Origin of the sequence: Aquimonas sp. (assembly GCF_044377145.1) — a bacterium.
GTDB lineage: Bacteria > Pseudomonadota > Gammaproteobacteria > Xanthomonadales > Xanthomonadaceae > Aquimonas.
On record NZ_JBILJQ010000010.1, the window covers coordinates 45,087 to 63,333 of the forward strand.

An 18,247-nucleotide genomic window follows, 5' to 3' on the forward strand; every position below is an offset into this window, starting at 1 on the left:
TTCCCGAGTTCTGACCATGTCGCTGCGCAATGGCTGTATCGCTGTTCTCCTGCTCACCGCGTTGCCGGCCCAGGCCCAGGTACGGATCACCGAGTACATGTACTCCGGCGAGGAGTTCATCGAGTTGAGCAACCTCGGCGCGAATCCGGTCGACTTCACCGGCTGGAGCTTCGATGACAACAGCCGCGTGCCGGGCAGCCTGCCGCTGACCGGGTTCGGCATGGTGGCGGCCGGCGAGTCGGTGATCATCAGCGAACGCGGCGCGGACACCTTCCGCGAGGTGTACGGCCTGTGCGCCGGGCTCAAAGTGATCGGTGGCAACAGTGCGCACGCGCTCGGCCGCGCCGATGAGATCAACCTGTACGACGCCCAGGGGCAGCTGGTCGATCGGCTCACCTACGACGACGCCACCTTGGGCGGGCCGCGCGCGCAGAACGCCAGCGCCTGGGTCAGCGCCGCCGGTGTCGGCAGCAACAGCCCGACTGCGTGGACGCTGTCGGCACCGGGCGACGCCGAGGCCTCGGCCGTGTCCAGTAATGGCTATCCGGCCAGCCCCGGCCGCAGCAGCCTCGCCAGCCCGGCCTTCAACCCCTGCGCCGGGCCGCAGCGCGCCGACCTGCGGATCAGCGAGTTCGCCTACAGCGGCATCGAGTTCGTCGAGTTCGCCAATGTCGGCGAGCAGACGATCGACCTGACCGGTTGGAGCTTCGACGACAGCAGCAACCTGCCGGGCAGCTTCAGCCTGTCCGCGTTTGGCTCGGTGGCGGCCGGCGAAGCGGTGATCGTGTCCGAGCTGCCGGCCGCCGAGTTCCGCAGCCGCTTCGGCCTGTGCGGGGCGCAGAAGGTCATCGGCGACAACACCCAGAACCTCGGCCGCAGCGACGCGATCAACCTGTACGACGCCAGCGGCCTGCGGGTCGACCAGCTGGTCTACAACGACCAGGCCTTCCCGGGCAGCCCGCGCACCGACACCGCCTCGGCCTGGGTCAACGCTGCTGGCCTCGGCAACAACGATCCCGTCGCCTGGACGCTGTCCAGCGCGGGCGATCAGGAAGGCAGCCGCAGCGCCACCACGCCGGCCGGATTTGTCGCCAGCCCCGGCGCGTCCACCCGCACGCGCGTGCTGTTCGAGGCCTGCCCACAGGCCGGTTCGCGGCTGCGTCTGACCGAGTACATGTATCAGGGCGCCAACGGCGAGTTCATGGAGTTCAGCAACATCGGCGACGCGCCGGCCGACCTCAGCGGCTGGAGCTTCCACGACAGCGGCCGAGTGCCCGGCAGTTTCGATCTGTCGGCCGCCGGCGTGCTGCAGCCGGGTGAATCCGTGGTGGTCACCGAATCGGTGGCCGAGACATTTCGCGAGGCCTGGAACCTGTGCGCCGGGCAGAAGCTGATCGGCGGCTCGCAGCCGGGGATCGGCCGCGCCGACGAGATCAACCTGTACGACGCCTTCGACCGCCGCGTCGACCGTCTGACCTACGACGATCAGACCCTGGGCGGCCCGCGCACGCAGGCGATTGCTGCCTGGCCGCAGCCGAACGCGCTTGGCGCCAACCTGCACATGGGCTGGATGCTGGCGATGCCGAACGATCCGGAAGGCTCATACGCCTCGACCGGCGGCGATATCGGCAGCCCCGGCCGCAGCACGCGTGCCGCCATCAGCTTTGATCCCTGCGTGCCCCAGCCCGGGCTGCCGACCATCGTGCTGGCGCTGGAAACCACCAGCCCCTTCCTGCAGCTGGGCACAAACGGCGGTAGCGTCAGCGGCGTGATCGATGACCCCAGCGATCCGGCGGCAAGCACGGGCATCGGCCTGCTGATCGGCGATGCGCTTGCCGCGCCCGAGCAGCTCACCGTCACCGTCAGCAGCAGCAACCCGGCGGTGGTGCCGCCGGAGGGCCTGAGCCTGAGCGGCAGCGGCGCGATCCGGCAGCTGCGGATCAGCCCGATCGGGGTCGGCTACAGCACGCTGCGGGTCACGGTGGTGAACGCAGCCGCTGGGCAGGCGCAATACCTGATCAGCTATGCCGCTTCGGCAGCGGCCGCCGCGCCCGCCACCACGGTGTTTCATACCGGCGCCAGCGATGCTTCGACCGCGCTCACGATCGGCAGCCAGTTGATGCTGGTGGCCGATGACGAAAACCAGAATCTGCGCCTGTACGACCGCAGCGCCTCCGGCCTGCCGCTGGGCGGTTCCGATTTCACCAGCAGCCTGGACCTCGCCGGTGGCGCCAGCCCGGATGAAGTCGACATCGAGGCCTCAGCCAGGATCGGTGATCGTCTGTACTGGCTCGGCTCGCTCGGCAACAACCGCAGCGGCGCGCTGCGGCCAAACCGCAACCGCGTGTTCGCGACCCAGCTGACCCTGCCGGCAGGCCAGCCCGAGCTGAGCTTTGTCGACCGCTACGACTTCCTGCGTCAGGACCTGATCGCCTGGGATGCCGCCAACGGCCACGGCCTCGGCGCCGATGCGCTGAACTTCACCGCTGCCACCGCTGCCGGCGTGGAAGCCGACACCGCCGCGGGCTTCAATGTCGAAGGCCTGAGCATGGCGCCCGACGGCAGCACCGCCTGGCTGGCGTTCCGTGCGCCGCTGCGTCCGCGCGGTGCGGCCACGCCCGCGCTGCTGGTTCCGGTGCTGAACTTCGACAGCCTGGTGGTCGACGGCCAGCCCGGCTCGCGGCCGCAGGGTGCCGCGAGCTTCGGTGCGCCGATCTTTCTGGATCTGGGCGGCCGTTCGATCCGCAGCATCGAACGCGGCAGCGATGGCGTCTATCTGATCGTGGCTGGCCCGGCCGACTACGCCACCGAGATCGCGCCATCCGACTTCCGCCTGTTCGTCTGGAGTGGCGACCCCAACGCAGCGCCGGCGCTGCTGCCGGTGCAGCTGTCCGCGCTGAACGCCAGCGGCAGCTTCGAGGCGATTGTCGCAGCGGATCCCGATCTGGCTGAGCAGGGCGGTAGCGTGCAGCTGCTGGTCGACAACGGCGACGCCGTCTACTACGCCGACGGCACCATCGCCAAGGAACTCAGCGAGCGCCGCTTCGCCAAGTTCCGCAGCCTGCTCGTGCAGGTGCCCGGGCCGGCGATCTTCGGCAACGGGTTCGAGGTCGAGGTGCGCTGAGACGCGAGTGACCGAGCGCAGGCGAGACGGTGCGATGGGACCCGCGCCGCCTCGCACAAGCCATGGATGGCTGATCAGGCGTGGTGTTGGAGTACTCGGGGCAATCCGTTGAACTCCACAACAGCCAGCAGCACCTGCGGGGAGACCGCAAGCGAAAACGCCCACGGTCTCACCAGCATCTGTGCGATGGCGCGCTCCACCCAGTGCACCGCAATCTGCGATGCCCGCTGCAAACAATCAGCAGACATCCGGCACTGAAGTCAGCGGTGACGTTCTCAGGAAGCGTTCGTAGCCGAGATTGCCTGCGACCGGATCGGCATAGGGGCTCTCGCCGGGCAGGGTTTCCACCACCAGACAACTCAGCGGTGCATCCGGGCCCAGCGTGAGCTGGGCGAGACTCGCGACGATTTCGGCGTGCGACCAGTCGGTCTTGCCGTCAGCACGCGCTTGCGCGTCGCCCGCGTAGGCGCCGTGTCGATCGCCGCGGGTCGGTTTTTGCCGGCGGGGCGGGTCGAGGCGGCGACGGCCGAGCAGGATGTTGCGGCGGTCGGCGTCATCGGCCTGGTGCACGCGGGCGTAGAGCAGGACCCACAGTTCGGTGACGGGTTGTGCGGGACGCAGCGAGCGTCCCTCGTGCACCGGATCGGCGAACGCGGCGCTGACCGTGAGCCGGGTCCGGGTGCGAGTCACCGCGCAGCTCAGTGGCGGCGGCGCGTGCTGGATGCCACCCACGCGCAGCGCGCGTCCAGGGAAACCCTGCGCGGTGCTCCAGACGCCGAAATGACCGACGCGGAACTCGTAGGCGAAGAATCCGAACAGCTCCGGCGCGTTGTCGGTCAGGCCGGGCGGCAGCGGCAGCAGGAAGTGACGCGGGCTGGAGGTCGGCAGCAACATCTGCATGCTGCCCTGGCCGGCGCGGTCGTCGCCTTGCCCCGGCACGATCCGGCGGATGGGTTCGGGATCGATCGGAAGCGGCAGGTCTGGAATCTCCGGCACGTCGCCGACGACATCGGTGAGCACCGGGTCGGGTGCGCTGGTCAGCACGCGGGCGTAGTAGCGGTCTTCCGGATCGTCCGGTGCGCGGTCGAATTCCAGCCAGACGGCCTTGCGCCGTTCCTCGGTCGACGCGTAGGACGGATCGCGCCGATAGGGCGAGAGCGCGAGACCGGCGGAGACCAGTTTCGGCACCTGCGCGGGCGGCGTGGTCACCGGCAGCACAATCGAGGCTTCGAGCGGATCGTCCTTCGAATCCGGCACGACCCGGAACACGGGAACGATCGTGTAATCCGGACGCAGCGGCCTGGGGAAGCTGCCCGCTTGGGGTTTGGGATCGATCGCATCGAGGAAGACCAGGGTCGAGCTGTCGCGCTCGGCGTCGCCTTCGGCTTCGTGACCGGCGCTGGTACTGGCCGCGATCCGGCCGACTTCGCGGCCGTCGCGTTCGATGCGCACATGATCCAGACCGTCCCAGCTCCAGTCTCGCTGCAATTCCAGCACGGTCGCGACCAGCCACAGCCGGGTCATTTCATTGGCGGTCGCGAAATTCACGCTCGCCCCGTCGGGGCCGATGACGTGGCGCAGCAGCGAATTGACGCCGAACATCACCCGGCGTCCGCGCCGCGCCCGGAGCATGGTGTCCTTGCGGTCGAGATCAAGCGCGGCAGCGAGCCGACCGAGCGGATCCTCGGCGATCAATGCACCCTGGCCGGCAGCACGCTGCGCGGCGACCATCGCCGGCGAGATCGGTTCGGCCGGCTGCAGGAAGAAACCTTCGATCAACGAACCGCCGCCTTGACGCAACAGATTGCGCTCGTCGCTCGCGGGTGCGCGCACCATCACCATCCTGGTCTGGCCGCGGCGCACGTCCTCGCCAGCGAAATAGTCGGCTTTCGCCGCGGCGACGGGTGTGAGTTGCAAGCGGACGTTGCGCGAGGTCGGCAGCGCGATCGGCCCGGCGGGCGCGACTGGGGTGTCGGTGGCGTCCGCCTGATCGCTCCACTCGAAGTCGAGGGTCAGCGTGCCGCTGGGCGGATAGGCGCGCGTGGTGGTGTACAGCCGGCGATAGCGACTGGCGGCGCCCGGTTCGGGCGTTGCGACTTCGACCGCGATTTCCAGCACATCAACATCCGGATCAGGCAGCCCAGGCGGGCGGCCGGCAAGCTTGGCCGCAGCAATGTCGGCCTGCAGTTCCGCGGCCGAACCTCCGGCCATCAGGCAGGCTGGATAGCCGAGCAGCGGGCGGCTGACCTGGATTGAAGCGGGCGGGTTGGCCGGATCGGGATCGAGCGGCAGCCGCGGATCGATCTGCACGCCCACCGGACGCACGTGGCGACGGAAGTCGATGCTGGCCACCGGCTGCGGGCCGCCGTTGCGCGGCTCGGCCGCCGCGTCAGGGCCGCCGCCGGTGAGGTCGGTGAAACGCACGCGGAACTCGTAGCGCCGGCCATAGCGCAATGCGGTCGCGGGATCGACACCCTGCACCGGGCCGGCCGGAGGCGGCAGGCCGCGCAGTTCCGACACCAGCGGGTCGATGCCGATCAGTGACGGTCCGGACCACGCGGTCATATAGCTCGGCAACCAACTGCGTCCGGAATCGTCGCCGAGCAGCCGGTTGGGTGCGACCTCGATCCGCCAGTCGGTCTCGCGATTGCCGATCGCGTCGCCCTGCAGCGTGACCGCGGTGCGCGCCAGCACCAGCGATTCCCAGCTCGCTTCGTCGGCTGCGCGCACATCCACCCGATAGCCCATGACGCCCAGCGGCGCATCGACCGCGCCGGCGCTGCTGTCCACTTGACGGTTGAACCAGCTCACGATCTGTTCGTCGTCCCAGCCGAGCTGGATGCCGCGATCCTCGGGCGGGCGCTCGCCGTCGTCGTCCGCGATCGGATCGGCCTGATGCGGTTGGCGGCCGTACACCGCCTTCGCGAACCCGTCGTCGTATTCGATCGATTCGCGGAAGACGCCGTCCCAACCGCTGCCGCCGCCAGCGACCGCGGTCACCGGAAACAGCACCGGGCTGAACAACGCGCGCGGGCCGTCCAGCGGAGCGATCCGTGCGGCATAGACGCGCAGTGCGCCGGGGGTGCCGATCAGTGCGCTCCAGGCGCTGCCGGGCTTGAGGGTGACGTACAGCCAGCCGCCGTCGGCGAGGATCTCCGGCGGTGGCTTGGTCGCGAACTCGCGGACCAGGCCGAGGGTTTCGGCCAGCAGAGGTTGACGCAGCGCCTGCGCCAGCACCTTGCCCCAGGACATCACCGGCGGCTCGACTTTCAGCGAGGTGCCTGGCGCAATCGGGGCCTTGATCGCGCAGCGATAGCTGTCGTCGGCGAACAGAAACGGATTGCCGCCGCCGTAGCCGGTGGCCTTGCGATAGGCGGGCGGCGCGTATTTGACGATTCTCGGCGCACCGATCCGGCCGTCGATCGGGCCGACGCTGGCGTCGATGCCGAACTCGATGTTCAGCGCCTTGCAGATGCGCATCGTGTCCGGTGGCGTCGGCGAGTGCTGCGCGAACGTCGTCGCCGGGGAGCTGAAGGTCGGCAACTGCGAGGGATCAGCGACGAAGCGCAGCTCGAAATCGAAATCGGTGCTGGCGTAGGGATCGAGCCCCGCGGCTGGCGCCGAGGTCGGGTCGGTCTGCGGGGCGACCAGCAGGCGCAGGTTCAGACGTGTCCCGTCGAAGCTTTGCAGGAAGGGCAGCAGCATCAGGCGGATCGGCAGTGACATGGGAGCCTCCGTTCTGTGGATCGCGTCGGTGAAGGGGACAAGCGGTGCGCGGGGCGGTTCAGAGCACGTCGGGCGCGTCGCTTTCCAACAGCGGTCCCCGGATCACTTCGATCTTCTTGGTTTCGTACTCGACCGAGATGCTGAAGATCAGGAACACCGAGATTTCGACGGCAAAGGCCAGCTTGGCGATCTGGAACACGGTCTCGTCGGGCAGATCCTTCTGCACGATGAGTCGTGCGAGCTTGCCTTCCAGCGAGATGTCGACCGAGACGATCGGCGGGATTTCGGCGGAGGCCTTGAGCAGGAAGCCGACGCCGTAGCCGAGCACCGTGTCGCCGAACACCGCAAAGAAGGTCAGGGCGAACATCGCCTTGAACTCGATCGGACCCAGCTTCGGGAACTTGTAGGCGACGCCAACCCCGATCAGCACGCCGTAGGTGGTGCCGCTCTTGGTCGAGAGCTTGAGCTTGAACTTGATGATCGCGACCACGTACAGCCCAGGCACCGACTTGATCCCGAACATCGGCGAGCCGGCGACTTCCAGTTCGGCTTCGTCTGCGTCGGGCGCGACCGCCAGTTCGACCTTCACACCGGTGTCGGCGAAGATGATCGTCGGCAAGGGTTCGCCGGGGATGACCTCGAAGTCATCTCCCATGGCATCGACGAACGGCACCTTCAGTCCGACCTTGAGCGACCAGCCGTTGGTCATCCGCACATCGGGTTTCGCCGGGATGCCGAGATCCTGCATGATCGTCAGCAGATCCTGGACGATGTCGAACGGGCCACCGAGACGCAGTCCGGGATCGGCGAAGCGGGTCGCGCGGCCGGCCTCCGCGTCGATGTTGGCGACCATCGACATCAGGTCGCCCATCGAGGTGTGGGCCATGATCTTCAGCGCGTTTTCCAGCGCAAACCGCCACGGCACCGGCGCCGCGGTGTCGAAGGTGTAGGTGACGGTCGCGCCGCTGTAGTCGATGTCGCTGCGCACGGTGCCGGCACTGCGGACCGTGCGCCGCGGGATCGCTGCGGGGAAAGTGGCGGGCGCATCCAGCCGCCAGGACTGGTCGGGGCGCACCTCGAGCGCGAACGCCGCCGAAGGCAGCGGGATCGCATCGGCCTGGCGCGGGAAGGGCCCGATCGCGGTGGCGAGGATCAGCGGATCGGCGATCACCGGACGTTCGCTGGAAACGATCCGGTGCGGGCTGGCCGCTTCGATCCGCGGGCGCCGAAAGAACGCCCGCTGGGTGCCCATCGAATGCAGGATGCCGTAGTCGCGACCCGGGTTGGCGACGTCGAACAAATCCTCTGGATCGGCGAAGCGGTAAGGCCCGATCGCCGGTGCGCCGGCGGCGCCCTGGCGGATGATCGGCAGGCCGCGGTCGGCCGCGACCGGCGCCGGCGCATCGAGCGCGTTTTCTGTCTCCAGCACGGACCATTCGCCTCCGCCCGGAAAGGCGAGACTGCCCCAGGCCGCCATCGCGAATTCCGGCCCGGCGATGCCGATGCCGACCCGGTGCAGACGCATGCGGTGGCGCCCGCCAGCGATCGCGATCGTAGCGTCGATGGCGCCGCCCATCGGTCCGACCTTCTCGATCAGGGCCGCGTACATCGGCGGGGTCAGCGCCGGAATCGAGAGCTTGACGTAGCCGATCTGGCGCCGCGCCGGTACCGGCGCGGCAGCGCCATCGACGATCAGGTCAGTGTCGAAATAGGCGGCTACGAATTCGCCGCCGGCGACGCTGAAACTGGTACCGGTCTCGCGGATGTTGCCGATCCTGGTCGCGCGCAGGACCAGCCCCGGATGGGTGGCGATGCCGCTGCCGGGGGTGGCGCGGTACGCGCCGTCGCGCACCGCGACCCAGCCGCTGTCCTGACGGGTGAACACCGCATTGCCGCGGCGTTCGAGCGTGATCGTGCGCACCACCGGGATGAAGTACGGCAGCAGGATGCTCTTGACCTGCACGACCTCATGCGCGGCGCGGCCGTTGAGGACCTGGAATTCGGCCTTGGAGACGCCGGTTTCCGGGTCGTCCGGATTCTTCCAGTCGCTGAACAGGCTTTCGCCATGTCCGGACAGGTCGATTCGGGTCACCGGGACCAGTGCGGTCGGTTCGCCTGGGCCGAGGTAACCATTGAAGATCATGGTGACCGAAGGGCCGAGGATGCTGGTCGCCGGCGAACCGTCGGTCGGCAGCGCGACCGGCAATTGCAGCGCATAGCCGGGCAGCGCGGGGGTTTCGCCGGCGGGCAGGGCGGGGTGCCGCGCTTCGAGACTCAACTGGTGCGCGCCCAACAGATCGTCGGCGACCGGACGCACCTCGCCGACCTTGGCGCCGCGACCGCCACCGACCGGCGCGGCGAGTCGGGTCCTGGCGAGCATGCCGAAGGGCAAGGTAAAGCGCGCGTTCGCGGGCCGTGGCGCGGCCTCCGCGAAGTTGTCGACAATCGTCTGGTAAGCGGTGAGCGGATTCATCGGCACCAGGTTCACGCTCGGCACATCGATGATCGTCGGCACGCCGCTGTTCGCGAAGCGCACTTCGTCCGGGAAGGGTTCGGGGCCCGGCTGCGAGCGCACCGGTTCCCACTGCACCGCGGGCAGGGTCAGCAGCACCAGCAGTCGGCCGTCGACCGACAGATCGAGGTCGCGCACCGCGGTCGGTTTCAAGGGCTGCTGCGCGATGCTCTCGCGCGCGTCGGCGTTGGGCGGACGCATCGCCACTCCGAAGCGGCTGGCGTTGCTCGATACATCGAGCAGCACGATCTTCGGCTGACGCTCGAAATCCAGCACATCGCCGAGCCGGTCGTTGATCGCCGATATCGACGTTCCGCGCTCCGCGCCGAACGCGCTCGCGCGGTTCGGCGCCGCTGCGATATCGGTCGCCGCCTGTGCGCTCTGCAGTGCTGATGGATCCACTGCGGCGCCGGGCGGGAGAACGAATTCCAGCTTCTCGCCGGTCGGCGAGAAGCCGTAGTTGCTCAGCAGGACGCCCTGCAGGCCATCGCTGCTGCGCTGGCCGAGGCCGAGATTGGCGGCATAGGGATCGGGCAGGGACGGCAGGACGCTGGCCAGGCCGTACGCCAGGATCGCGCGGCCGTTGACGATCGCATCGTCTTCGCCGAGCCGGCCGATCAGCACCGCCGCCAGCGGCGCGGTCGCGCGCAGCACAGCGTTGGTCAGACCGAACGCGAGCGGTCGCGGCGGCTTGGCGACGACGCACAGGCCGCCGATCAGCATGTCGCGATTGCCGTCGGCATGTAACAGGATCATCGATTGCGCCGACGGCAGCCGTGCGGCGACCCGATTGCCGGTCACGTCCACCGGCATCGGAAGGCGCAGTTCGGCGTCGACGCTCTGGATCACCAGTTCAGCCCCGTCCGCACCGGCGAAGTAATGCACTGGCGCACGATCGCGCCGCGACATGACCCATTCCGCCGGCGCCGACGCATGCACCAGAACGGGTCGCGTCGCGCGGCCGTTGGCCAAGGCGGCGCCGGCGCTGAACGCGAGTCTCGATTCGTCGAGCAGCAGCACCGCTTCGCCGAGATCCGCCTTGGCGGCTTCGCCTGTCCAGCGCGCGTGCAGGCCGCGCCTGAGCGTCAGCATCAGGGCGCCCACGCCGCTGGCGATGCCGAGGTCGGCGGGCGCGATGCTCGCCGCCGGCAGCGCCAGACCGGCCGCCCCGATTTCGGCTTCGCCGCTCGCAATGAACAGCTTCGAATCTGAATCGCGCACGGCCAGACCAGGTGCCGCCGCCCCCTCCGGCACAGCAGTCATCGGCACGATCAGACGGTTGAGATCGGCGCGGTACTGCGCTGGACCGGGCGCGGGGGCGAGTTCGACGGTGTCGCCCCACACGCGCAGGCCGGCGTTACCGACGACTTCGATCGTCGCCGCCGCGGCGCGGATCGACAGCGCGAGGCCTTTCGGGGCTTCAAACCGGGTCGAGGCGAATGCACCGGTCGCAGCGGCGGGCACAGGCGGATCGAGCTCCACCCGCAGATCAATCGATACCCCCGCCGGGACCACCACTTCTTCGCCGCCCAGGGCGATGTCCGCGCCGAACACGAGGCTACCGCCGCCGATGCGAACGCCGGTATGGATGCCGGCCGGTGCCGTCGAGACCAGCCCGGTGGCGAACCACAGGCTGCCGGCGCTCAGCTGCAGCGGCTGGCCCGCGCGCAGGGTCGTGCTGATCAGCGCCGGGCCGACCTGCGCGATCGGAAGCGCGAGGAACGGCGCGCCGCCAGGGCTGCGCACGAAGCGCAACTGGCGCACGCTCCGATACAGATCGACCCACAGGGGGCGGCCGAGCCGATCGTGGATCGGTCCGATGTGTCGACTCGCTTCCAGACCGGTGCTCCATCGCGCGCCGTCGAGCCGGGTGCTCGCGATCGGATGCCGCCGCAACACCGCTATCACATCGCCCACCCGCAGCGGCGGCGCGTTGTCGGCCCCCGTCGCCTCGGCTCGGTGCAGGTAAGCGCTGAGGGCGTGCATCGCGCTGCGGGTCGGTTCGTCATCGGCGCCAGCAGGCAGCAACGCGGCGAGATCGCCGGCGGCGTGATCGAACAACGTGTGCACTGCGGTAGGAGGCGTGTCGGTCTTCAGCACGCCTGCTGGAAACAACGTGTCGAGGACATTGCGCGACAACGGGAGATCAGCGGCTATGCGAATTCTCTCCTTAGCGGCAGGTTGTCAGCTGCCCGGCAGGCTCTAGCGATTCCAAGCGGCGGCATCCCAAAGAGGGTCTGCGCGCGGCTGAGCTGATGTGGCGCTTGGCTACGTGCGAGCGGGCAGGCTGGATCTGTTACCCATAGGACTATTCAGGGATCTGCATTGCTCGATTAGCGTGACGCAGTTCGCAATCCGTGGTCACTGTCGGATCTGACAGGTACCGCATGCGGTAGCTCGGACTTGCCTGTGACCTGCCCCAGTAGCCGGACCACTCGATACTTCGTGTGTCCGCTGCGCATACCCAGCCCTTGGAGCCTCCGCACTGGCACGGCCCGCGACGCGCGTGGCGGGTGTGCTCGCGGTGGTTGGGCAGTTGGCAGTAGTCTGCATGGCAGACTCCTCGTGCGATCCCGACGACTGAAGGCTATGGGCCCTCAGTCTGGCTCAGCGAAACCGAGCGGTGAGGCGGGAGGAGTCCATTCGATCCTTCAAGCCGAAGCCGCTTCGCGGCCCGGCTTAACTCAGGTGTTTGATTCCAAATGGGCTATTCACTCTACATCACGCGTCGTGAGGATTGGTCGGACCCCAGCGGTCCGGAAATCGCGCTCCGCGAGTGGTTTTCATTGGTCGAGTCTGATCTTGATTTGCGCTGGGAGCCGGTTCTTGGCGAGCATTTTGCGGTGTTCGCCGACTCCAGTGAGGCCGACACGTCGTGGCTTACCTGGGAAAGCGGAAATCTCGAATCAAAGCACCCGACCAAGGCCATGATCTCCAAGATGCACTCAGTGGCGGAGTTGCTATCAGCGAGACTCGTGGGTGAAGAAGGGGAAGGTTACGACCGCCACGGCAACGAAGCGCCAGTGCCTTTATCTCCTGCACAACCCGCGGCGAGAATTATTTGGCGCCGAGTGCAGGCTTTCTTCAGTCGACCGCAGGCAGAAGATCCGGGGCTTCCGATTGGCAGCCGAGTTCGCGATCCCTGGGGGCGCACAGCGACAGTTTCAGGTGTCGATCTTCGCGCAGAGAACGGCCTTGGGTGCATCGTGATTCGCTATGACGATGGGCGGGTTTCCCGCTTCACCGCTGTTGCGCACGGACTAGAGAAGCTAGGCGTTTCTGCGAGTGGAATCTGACGTAGTCATGCATAGACTCCCCCGTCAACAAGTGACGAAGTAGCTGACATCTCTTCCTGCTGACCCGCTCTTCCCGCGTCTGAGCAAGCGGCTGCATTCGCGTACTCGGCTTTGTCGAGCTCAGTGCCGCGGCGCTCGGCTCCGGCAAGGTGACTGCGAAGCTGCCGGGCGGCGAAAGCCGGGTGGAACTGCTGGGCATCGACCAGTTCAGCGATGGCTTCGAACCGTGAGTGCGATGCTCCCGGTGACTCGATCGTTGTGGCGCTCATCTGGCGTCACTTGGCCGATGTCGACGGCATCCGCCTGCCGCCGGGTTGAACGTGGCGGAGGCGAAGCCGAGGCCCATGGCAGGGCTTCGCTTGTGCTCACCCGAAGCAGGCGCGCAGCGCTGCAGTCAGGCGCCCGCACCGCACTTCAGTGGCAGCGGTTCCGACCACGAACGCCAGCGCTGCCCTGACCGCGGCGTTCGGGTTTCGACGGTCCGCAGCAGCGAAGGTCGTCAGTCCGCCGGGTAGCCGAGCTCCACCGCCAGTGGGCTGAGGCTGGCGAACACCTCGCCCAGCACGCCGGTGTAGTTGCGCCAGGTGCCTGCGGCGAAACGCGCAGGGTTGGGGTCGCTGCCGTGCGGGGGGGCGTAGTTGCCCAAGGGCGCCTCGATGCCGAAGAAGGCAGCGGCGGCGGCCAGTGCGCTGACAGGATCGGACTGCAGGTCTTCGAGTCGCAGCAGGGCGGTGCGTTCCGGCGCCGTCTGCAGGTGTTCGATCAGCATCTTGCAGGCCTCGCGGAGCCAGCGGCTCAGCAGCTCCGGGCTGTCGATCGCGTAACCCTGCGCCGAGCCAAGCGCCAGCCAGGACAGAAGCAGGTCGCGCGGGTCCGACAGCAGAACCACCAAACGCGCGTCCGGCAGGGCCGACAGCAGGCCCGCGTCGCAGTGCGGCAACACATCGATCACGCCCTCGGGGCTCAGACCGCGCACGCTCAAATGGTGCAGCCAGGCTGCTTCGGCGCCGGATTCGCCGTGATGGCCGATTTGCGGACGCAGCGGGCCGAGTCCGTCGTTGCGTTGGTCGCTGTTGAAGCGGTCGGTCAGCACGACGGTTGCGGCGCCCAAGGCCGACAGTGCGGCGGCCGCCTGGACGCCCGGAAGCACCCACAGCAGCCGCGCCTGCGCCCCGCGCGGGGCGTCAGCGGCGAGTGCCGGACCGGCCGGCAGGAAGCCCGGCAGCGGCAAGCCGGGCGCGCGCTCGCCCTCGGTGACCACGATCGAAACGCGCCAGCTGTCCATGGCTTCGTCGTAACGGCCCAAATTGTTCAGCAGAAGGCCGCGCAGGCTTTGCATGCTGCGCAGCAGACCGGCGTCGAGCGGCTGCTCGATCAGTGTGCTCAGCCGCTCAAGAGCAGCAGCAGGAGCGCTGTCGCGCTGCAACCGAACCAGCACCAGGTTTGCGCGGACCCGCATCGGCTCCTGTGTCAGCACCTGCTCGGCCAGCTTGGTGGCCTCGTCAATCCGGCCCAGTGCTTCCGCGCGCTGCGCCGCAGCCTCTTCCACCGCCAGGCTGCCCGGCCGGGCGACGCGCCAGCGCTCCAGTACCTGTTCACCGGCGGGGTTCACGGCGTCGAGGCTGAAGCGCGCGTTCCACAGCAGGTCCGCGCCGCTCTGATGCTGCAGCACGGCGTCCAAGGCGGCGCGCGCGCGCGCGCCGTCCTGGATGTTTACCCACAGATCCAGCAGGCGGGAGACCAGCAGCGGTTGCTCCGGTACCAGCACCAGGCTTTGCAGAGTGGCGTACTCGGCCGCTTCCAGATTGCCGAGGTCGAACTCGATTCCGCCCAGCAGGCCCCAGCCGCCCGCATCGGTCGGGGTGTGCTTGAGCACTTCCTGCAGCTGATCGCGGGCGGCGGCGTTCTCACCCCCTTCCAGCAGGACGCTCACCAGCAGGCGCTGTGCATTGCCCAGCCGCGGATTGAGTTTGATCGCGTTGCGCAGCGCTTGAGCGGCAACCGCCGGCAGGCCGCGGGCCTGGTAGGCGAGTGCCAGGTCGAAGTGCAGCCGCGGGTCGGCCGGATTGAGCTGCACCGCTCGACTGAGTGCGCCCAGGGCGCCATCTGCATCACCGCGCACCAGCGAGATCTGGCCCTGCACCTGCAGCACCGCCGGGTGATCCGGGTCAACCAGCCGCGCCAGTTTGAGCTGCGCTTCGGCGTCCTCGACATCGCCTTCGCCGAGCGCGATCCGCGCCAATCCCACGTACGAGGGCATCGAATTCGGGTCGAACTTCACCGCCAGGCTGAGATCGCTGCGAGCCGCTGCGGCATCGTTGCGGGCAAACGCCAACTCGGCGCGGGTGACGTGGAAGCGTGCGGTTTCCGGCGCCAGCGCGATCGCCGTGTGCAGCGATTCCTCGGCTTGCCGGATATCGCCCTTCTGGAGCAATCCAAGTGCCAGCAGGTGATGCATGTCTGGGCTGCTGGGCATCTGCGCCAGGCCCTTGCGGGCGAGGTCGATGGCGACATCGGTGGCATTGCGGCGCAGGGCGTCGTGGATGGGCTGCAGCATCGGGCGGGCCTTGAAGACGAAAGCCGGCGAGTGTACCAGCGGCTTGCAGACCTCCCCAGTGCGGTCCCTCTGCAAGGCACGGCTCAGCCGGCGGCGTCGGCCAGACCCTGCTGCAGGCGTTGGGCGACCCAGCGGCTGGCGTGGCTGCGTGCGCCGAAGCCGTCGAAGAACCCGCAGTGGCCGCCGTGCGCCAGCACTTCCAGGCTGGCCTGCGGCGGCAGCTGCAGGCGATGGAAATCCACGACCGGAATGATCGGATCGTCGGCCGAGGTGAGGATGCTGGTCGGAACCTGCAGGCTGGCCAGACGCTCCCCGGCGATCGAATAGCTGTCGAGGTAGCTGTCGAGATCGCCGAGCGTGGTGTGGCGTTCAACCAGGATCCGGGTCAGCTCGCGCATGCCCGACTTCAGCTCCGCAGCGCTGAAGTGGGAGTGCTCGGGGAACAGCTTCTGCTTGCGCTTCAGCGAGCCAACCCACTTCAGCATGAAGTAGTGCTGGTAGAACCACGGCGCGCGTTCGATCGCCGCCATCCCGGCGGCCGGGCTGATCACCGGGCACACCGCCGCCGCGTGGTCGAGCCGGATCCCCGCTGCCGGCGCGCGCAGCGCCACGCGCAGGGCGAAGTTGCCGCCGAGCGAGAACCCGGCGATGGCGAAGCGCGATGGATCAAACCGCTGCTGCACCAGGGCCACCGCTTCGACCACTTCCTCGATGCGGTTGGAGCTGAACAGTTCCGGGTTCAGATGGTGGGTGTCGCCGTGGTCGCGGAAATTCAGCCGGAACACGTCGAAGCCACGCTGCAGCAGCTCACCGCCGGTATCGAGCACGTAGTTGGAGCCGGCGCATCCTTCCCAGCCGTGCAGCAGCATCACCAGACCACGGGTTTCCGGCTGAGCGTTCTGGCGGGTCAGATAGCCCTGCAGGTGCGCGCCGCCGGGGCAGTGCAGGTCATGCAGTTCAGCGGCGTGCTCGAGCCGGCTGCGCTGGCGCAGCACGAAGCGGCGCAGCCGACTGCTGGCCAGCACCGACTGCAGGTGCGGGTTGCGCAGCAGGCGCGGCGGGCTGAACACGTCAGCGCTCATCTAGCGCTGCATCGCCGCGATGATCTGCGCGCGCGCGCTGTCGGCGAGCCGGCGGCGGCCGTCTTCGTTGGGTTCGATGGGCTGCAGGAAATGCACTTCGGCCACCCGCGGCGGGTCACCCAGCACGCGCAGAAAATTGGCCATGAAGCTCTCGCCCGGCTGGAACGCCACCAGCGCCTGGGCCGAGCCGCCCTCGCCGTAGCGCAGCGCGACCGGCTGTACGGTCGACGGCGCAGTCACCGCAGCCTGGAAGATCCGCGCGTGAAAGGTGTGCACGCTCAGGCCGTCGGTGGTGCGGCCTTCGGGAAACACCCCGACCGCCTGCTGCGCACGCAGGCGCTCGACCATCTGGTGCATCACCCCGTTCAGCGATTCGTTGTTGCCGCGGTGGTGATAGATGGTGCCGGCGCGCGCGGCCAGCCAGCCGATCAGCGGCCAGCGGCTGATCTCGGCCTTGGCCACGAAGCCGACCACGTGCCGGCTGTGCATCAGGGTGATGTCGAGCCAGGCCACGTGGTTGGCGACGAACAACACCCCGCCGGGCAGCGGCTGCCCGAACTGGCGGACGCGAAACCCGAAGATGCGCAGCAGGCCGGTGCACCACAGCCGGATCATCCGGTGATCCAGGCGGCCGGTGCCACGGCCGATCCGCGCAGTGATCGGATTGATCAAGAGCACGGTCAGCGGCAGCGAGATCAGCAGGTGCAGCAGCAGCAAAGGCGCGCGCAGGGCATACCGCAACGCTCGCCAAGGGTCGCGCAGCTGCGCCGGCGATGGCGAATCCGACAGGGAGTTCATGCGCGGCACGATACCGGAGCCGACCTTGTGGGGCCAGATGCCGCACTGCGGCAGAACCGCCGGCGCATACCCCGGCGGCTCGGGTTCAGCCGGGTTTGGCCCGCGGCACCACCGCCATGGTCAGCCGCGACACGCAGGTCGCCTGGCCGGCCTCGTTCTCGATGCGGATATCCCAGACCTGGGTGCTGCGGCCGACATGCACCGGCCGCGCGGTGCCGATCACCCAGCCTGAGGTCACCGCACGCAGGTGGTTGGCATTGATCTCCAGCCCGACTGCGACCTGGCTGGCCGGGTCCGGCAGGCACAGGTTGGCGGCCATGCTGCCCAGCGATTCCGCCAGCGCCACCGACGCGCCGCCGTGCAGCAGCCCGAACGGTTGATGGGTGCGCTGATCGACCGGCATCCGCCCGCGGACGAAATCGGCCCCGACCTCAAGCACCTCGATGCCGAGGTGCTCCATCAGGGTGCCGCGCGAACCGGCGTTCAGGCCGGCCGCGTCGGTGTCATGACGGAAGGGCGAGCCCATCGCGCTCAACGGATCTGCATCAGGCCGGGGCGCCAGCTGCGGGTGTACTTCTCGCGGCCGCCGTAGCCGCTGCTGCCGCCGTAGCCGACGCCGTAGTCGCGGTCGCGGCGGCGGTGAATGCGGCCGATCAACTCTTCGCGGCGCGATTCGAGGAAGTCAGCGCGACCGACCTCGGCCGGATTCAGGCCACGGCGATCGGCTTCGTGCTGGCGGAAGTCGCAGAAGTCCTCGTAGGCCTCCAGCTCGTTGTGCAGCTCGCGCAGGCACAGCTCGATCATGATCGCGTCGTCGAGGTAGCCCAGCACCGGCACGTGGTCGGGGATCGCATCGGAGGGGTCGACGAAGTACACCAGCGCGGCGACCACATGCTTGCGGTCTTCTTCCGGCAGGGCGAAGCCATCGTCGTTCAGCATCGCGATCAGCGAGTCCAAGCCTTCCAGACGCTGGCGGATGAAGTCCGGCAGCGAGTCGACCTGGGCGGTTTTCAGCAGGGCGGTGGCGGCGGCGACGATCTCGTCCGGCGACTTCGCATTGGCCTCGGCCGACTTCTGCGCGGCGCGGAAGCGCTCCAGATCGCTGTCGCTGAGTTCGATGTTGATGCTGAGGGGCATGGCGGTTCCTTGCGG

Annotated in this window: 9 protein-coding genes; 2 read left to right on the forward strand and 7 right to left on the reverse strand. The window is 68.4% G+C overall.

Features of this window, described 5'->3' with window-relative positions:
• The first annotated feature begins 16 nt into the window (after positions 1-16).
• Complete coding sequence (locus ACIQ7H_RS05225; protein ID WP_395789101.1) at positions 17-3,124, forward strand: lamin tail domain-containing protein; 3,108 nt, start codon at positions 17-19, stop codon at positions 3,122-3,124.
• Between the two features lie 237 nt (positions 3,125-3,361).
• On the opposite strand, the gene ACIQ7H_RS05230 is transcribed toward ACIQ7H_RS05225, so the two are convergent.
• On the reverse strand, positions 3,362-6,850 hold the full coding sequence (locus tag ACIQ7H_RS05230) for a hypothetical protein (protein WP_395789103.1): 3,489 nt from the start codon (positions 6,848-6,850) through the stop codon (positions 3,362-3,364).
• A gap of 58 nt (positions 6,851-6,908) precedes the next feature.
• Positions 6,909-11,501, reverse strand: coding sequence for a hypothetical protein (locus ACIQ7H_RS05235; RefSeq protein ID WP_395789105.1), 4,593 nt, complete (start codon positions 11,499-11,501; stop codon positions 6,909-6,911).
• 563 nt (positions 11,502-12,064) lie between these two features.
• On the opposite strand from ACIQ7H_RS05235, the gene ACIQ7H_RS05240 reads away from it, so the two are divergent.
• The gene (locus tag ACIQ7H_RS05240; RefSeq protein ID WP_395789107.1) at positions 12,065-12,658 is read left to right on the forward strand and encodes a hypothetical protein; all 594 of its coding nucleotides are present in this window, start codon (positions 12,065-12,067) and stop codon (positions 12,656-12,658) included.
• A 499-nt stretch (positions 12,659-13,157) separates the two neighbouring features.
• On the opposite strand, the gene ACIQ7H_RS05245 is transcribed toward ACIQ7H_RS05240, so the two are convergent.
• The 5 genes from ACIQ7H_RS05245 to ACIQ7H_RS05265 all read right to left on the reverse strand — a co-directional run bounded on the left by ACIQ7H_RS05245 (position 13,158) and on the right by ACIQ7H_RS05265 (position 18,232).
• Complete coding sequence (locus tag ACIQ7H_RS05245) at positions 13,158-15,215, reverse strand: tetratricopeptide repeat protein (RefSeq protein ID WP_395789109.1); 2,058 nt, start codon at positions 15,213-15,215, stop codon at positions 13,158-13,160.
• 83 nt (positions 15,216-15,298) lie between these two features.
• Positions 15,299-16,297 carry a YheT family hydrolase gene (locus ACIQ7H_RS05250; RefSeq protein WP_395789110.1) on the reverse strand — a complete coding sequence of 333 codons (999 nt, stop codon included), beginning with the start codon at positions 16,295-16,297 and terminating at the stop codon, positions 15,299-15,301.
• Positions 16,298-17,095: a lysophospholipid acyltransferase family protein gene (locus tag ACIQ7H_RS05255; RefSeq protein ID WP_395789112.1), complete on the reverse strand. Its 798-nt coding sequence runs from the start codon at positions 17,093-17,095 to the stop codon at positions 16,298-16,300.
• A gap of 85 nt (positions 17,096-17,180) precedes the next feature.
• Positions 17,181-17,621, reverse strand: coding sequence for a hotdog fold thioesterase (locus tag ACIQ7H_RS05260; protein WP_395789152.1), 441 nt, complete (start codon positions 17,619-17,621; stop codon positions 17,181-17,183).
• A gap of 5 nt (positions 17,622-17,626) precedes the next feature.
• Entirely contained in the window at positions 17,627-18,232 is a 606-nt protein-coding gene (locus ACIQ7H_RS05265) for a YkvA family protein (protein WP_395789114.1), read from the reverse strand.
• Positions 18,233-18,247: the final 15 nt, after the last annotated feature.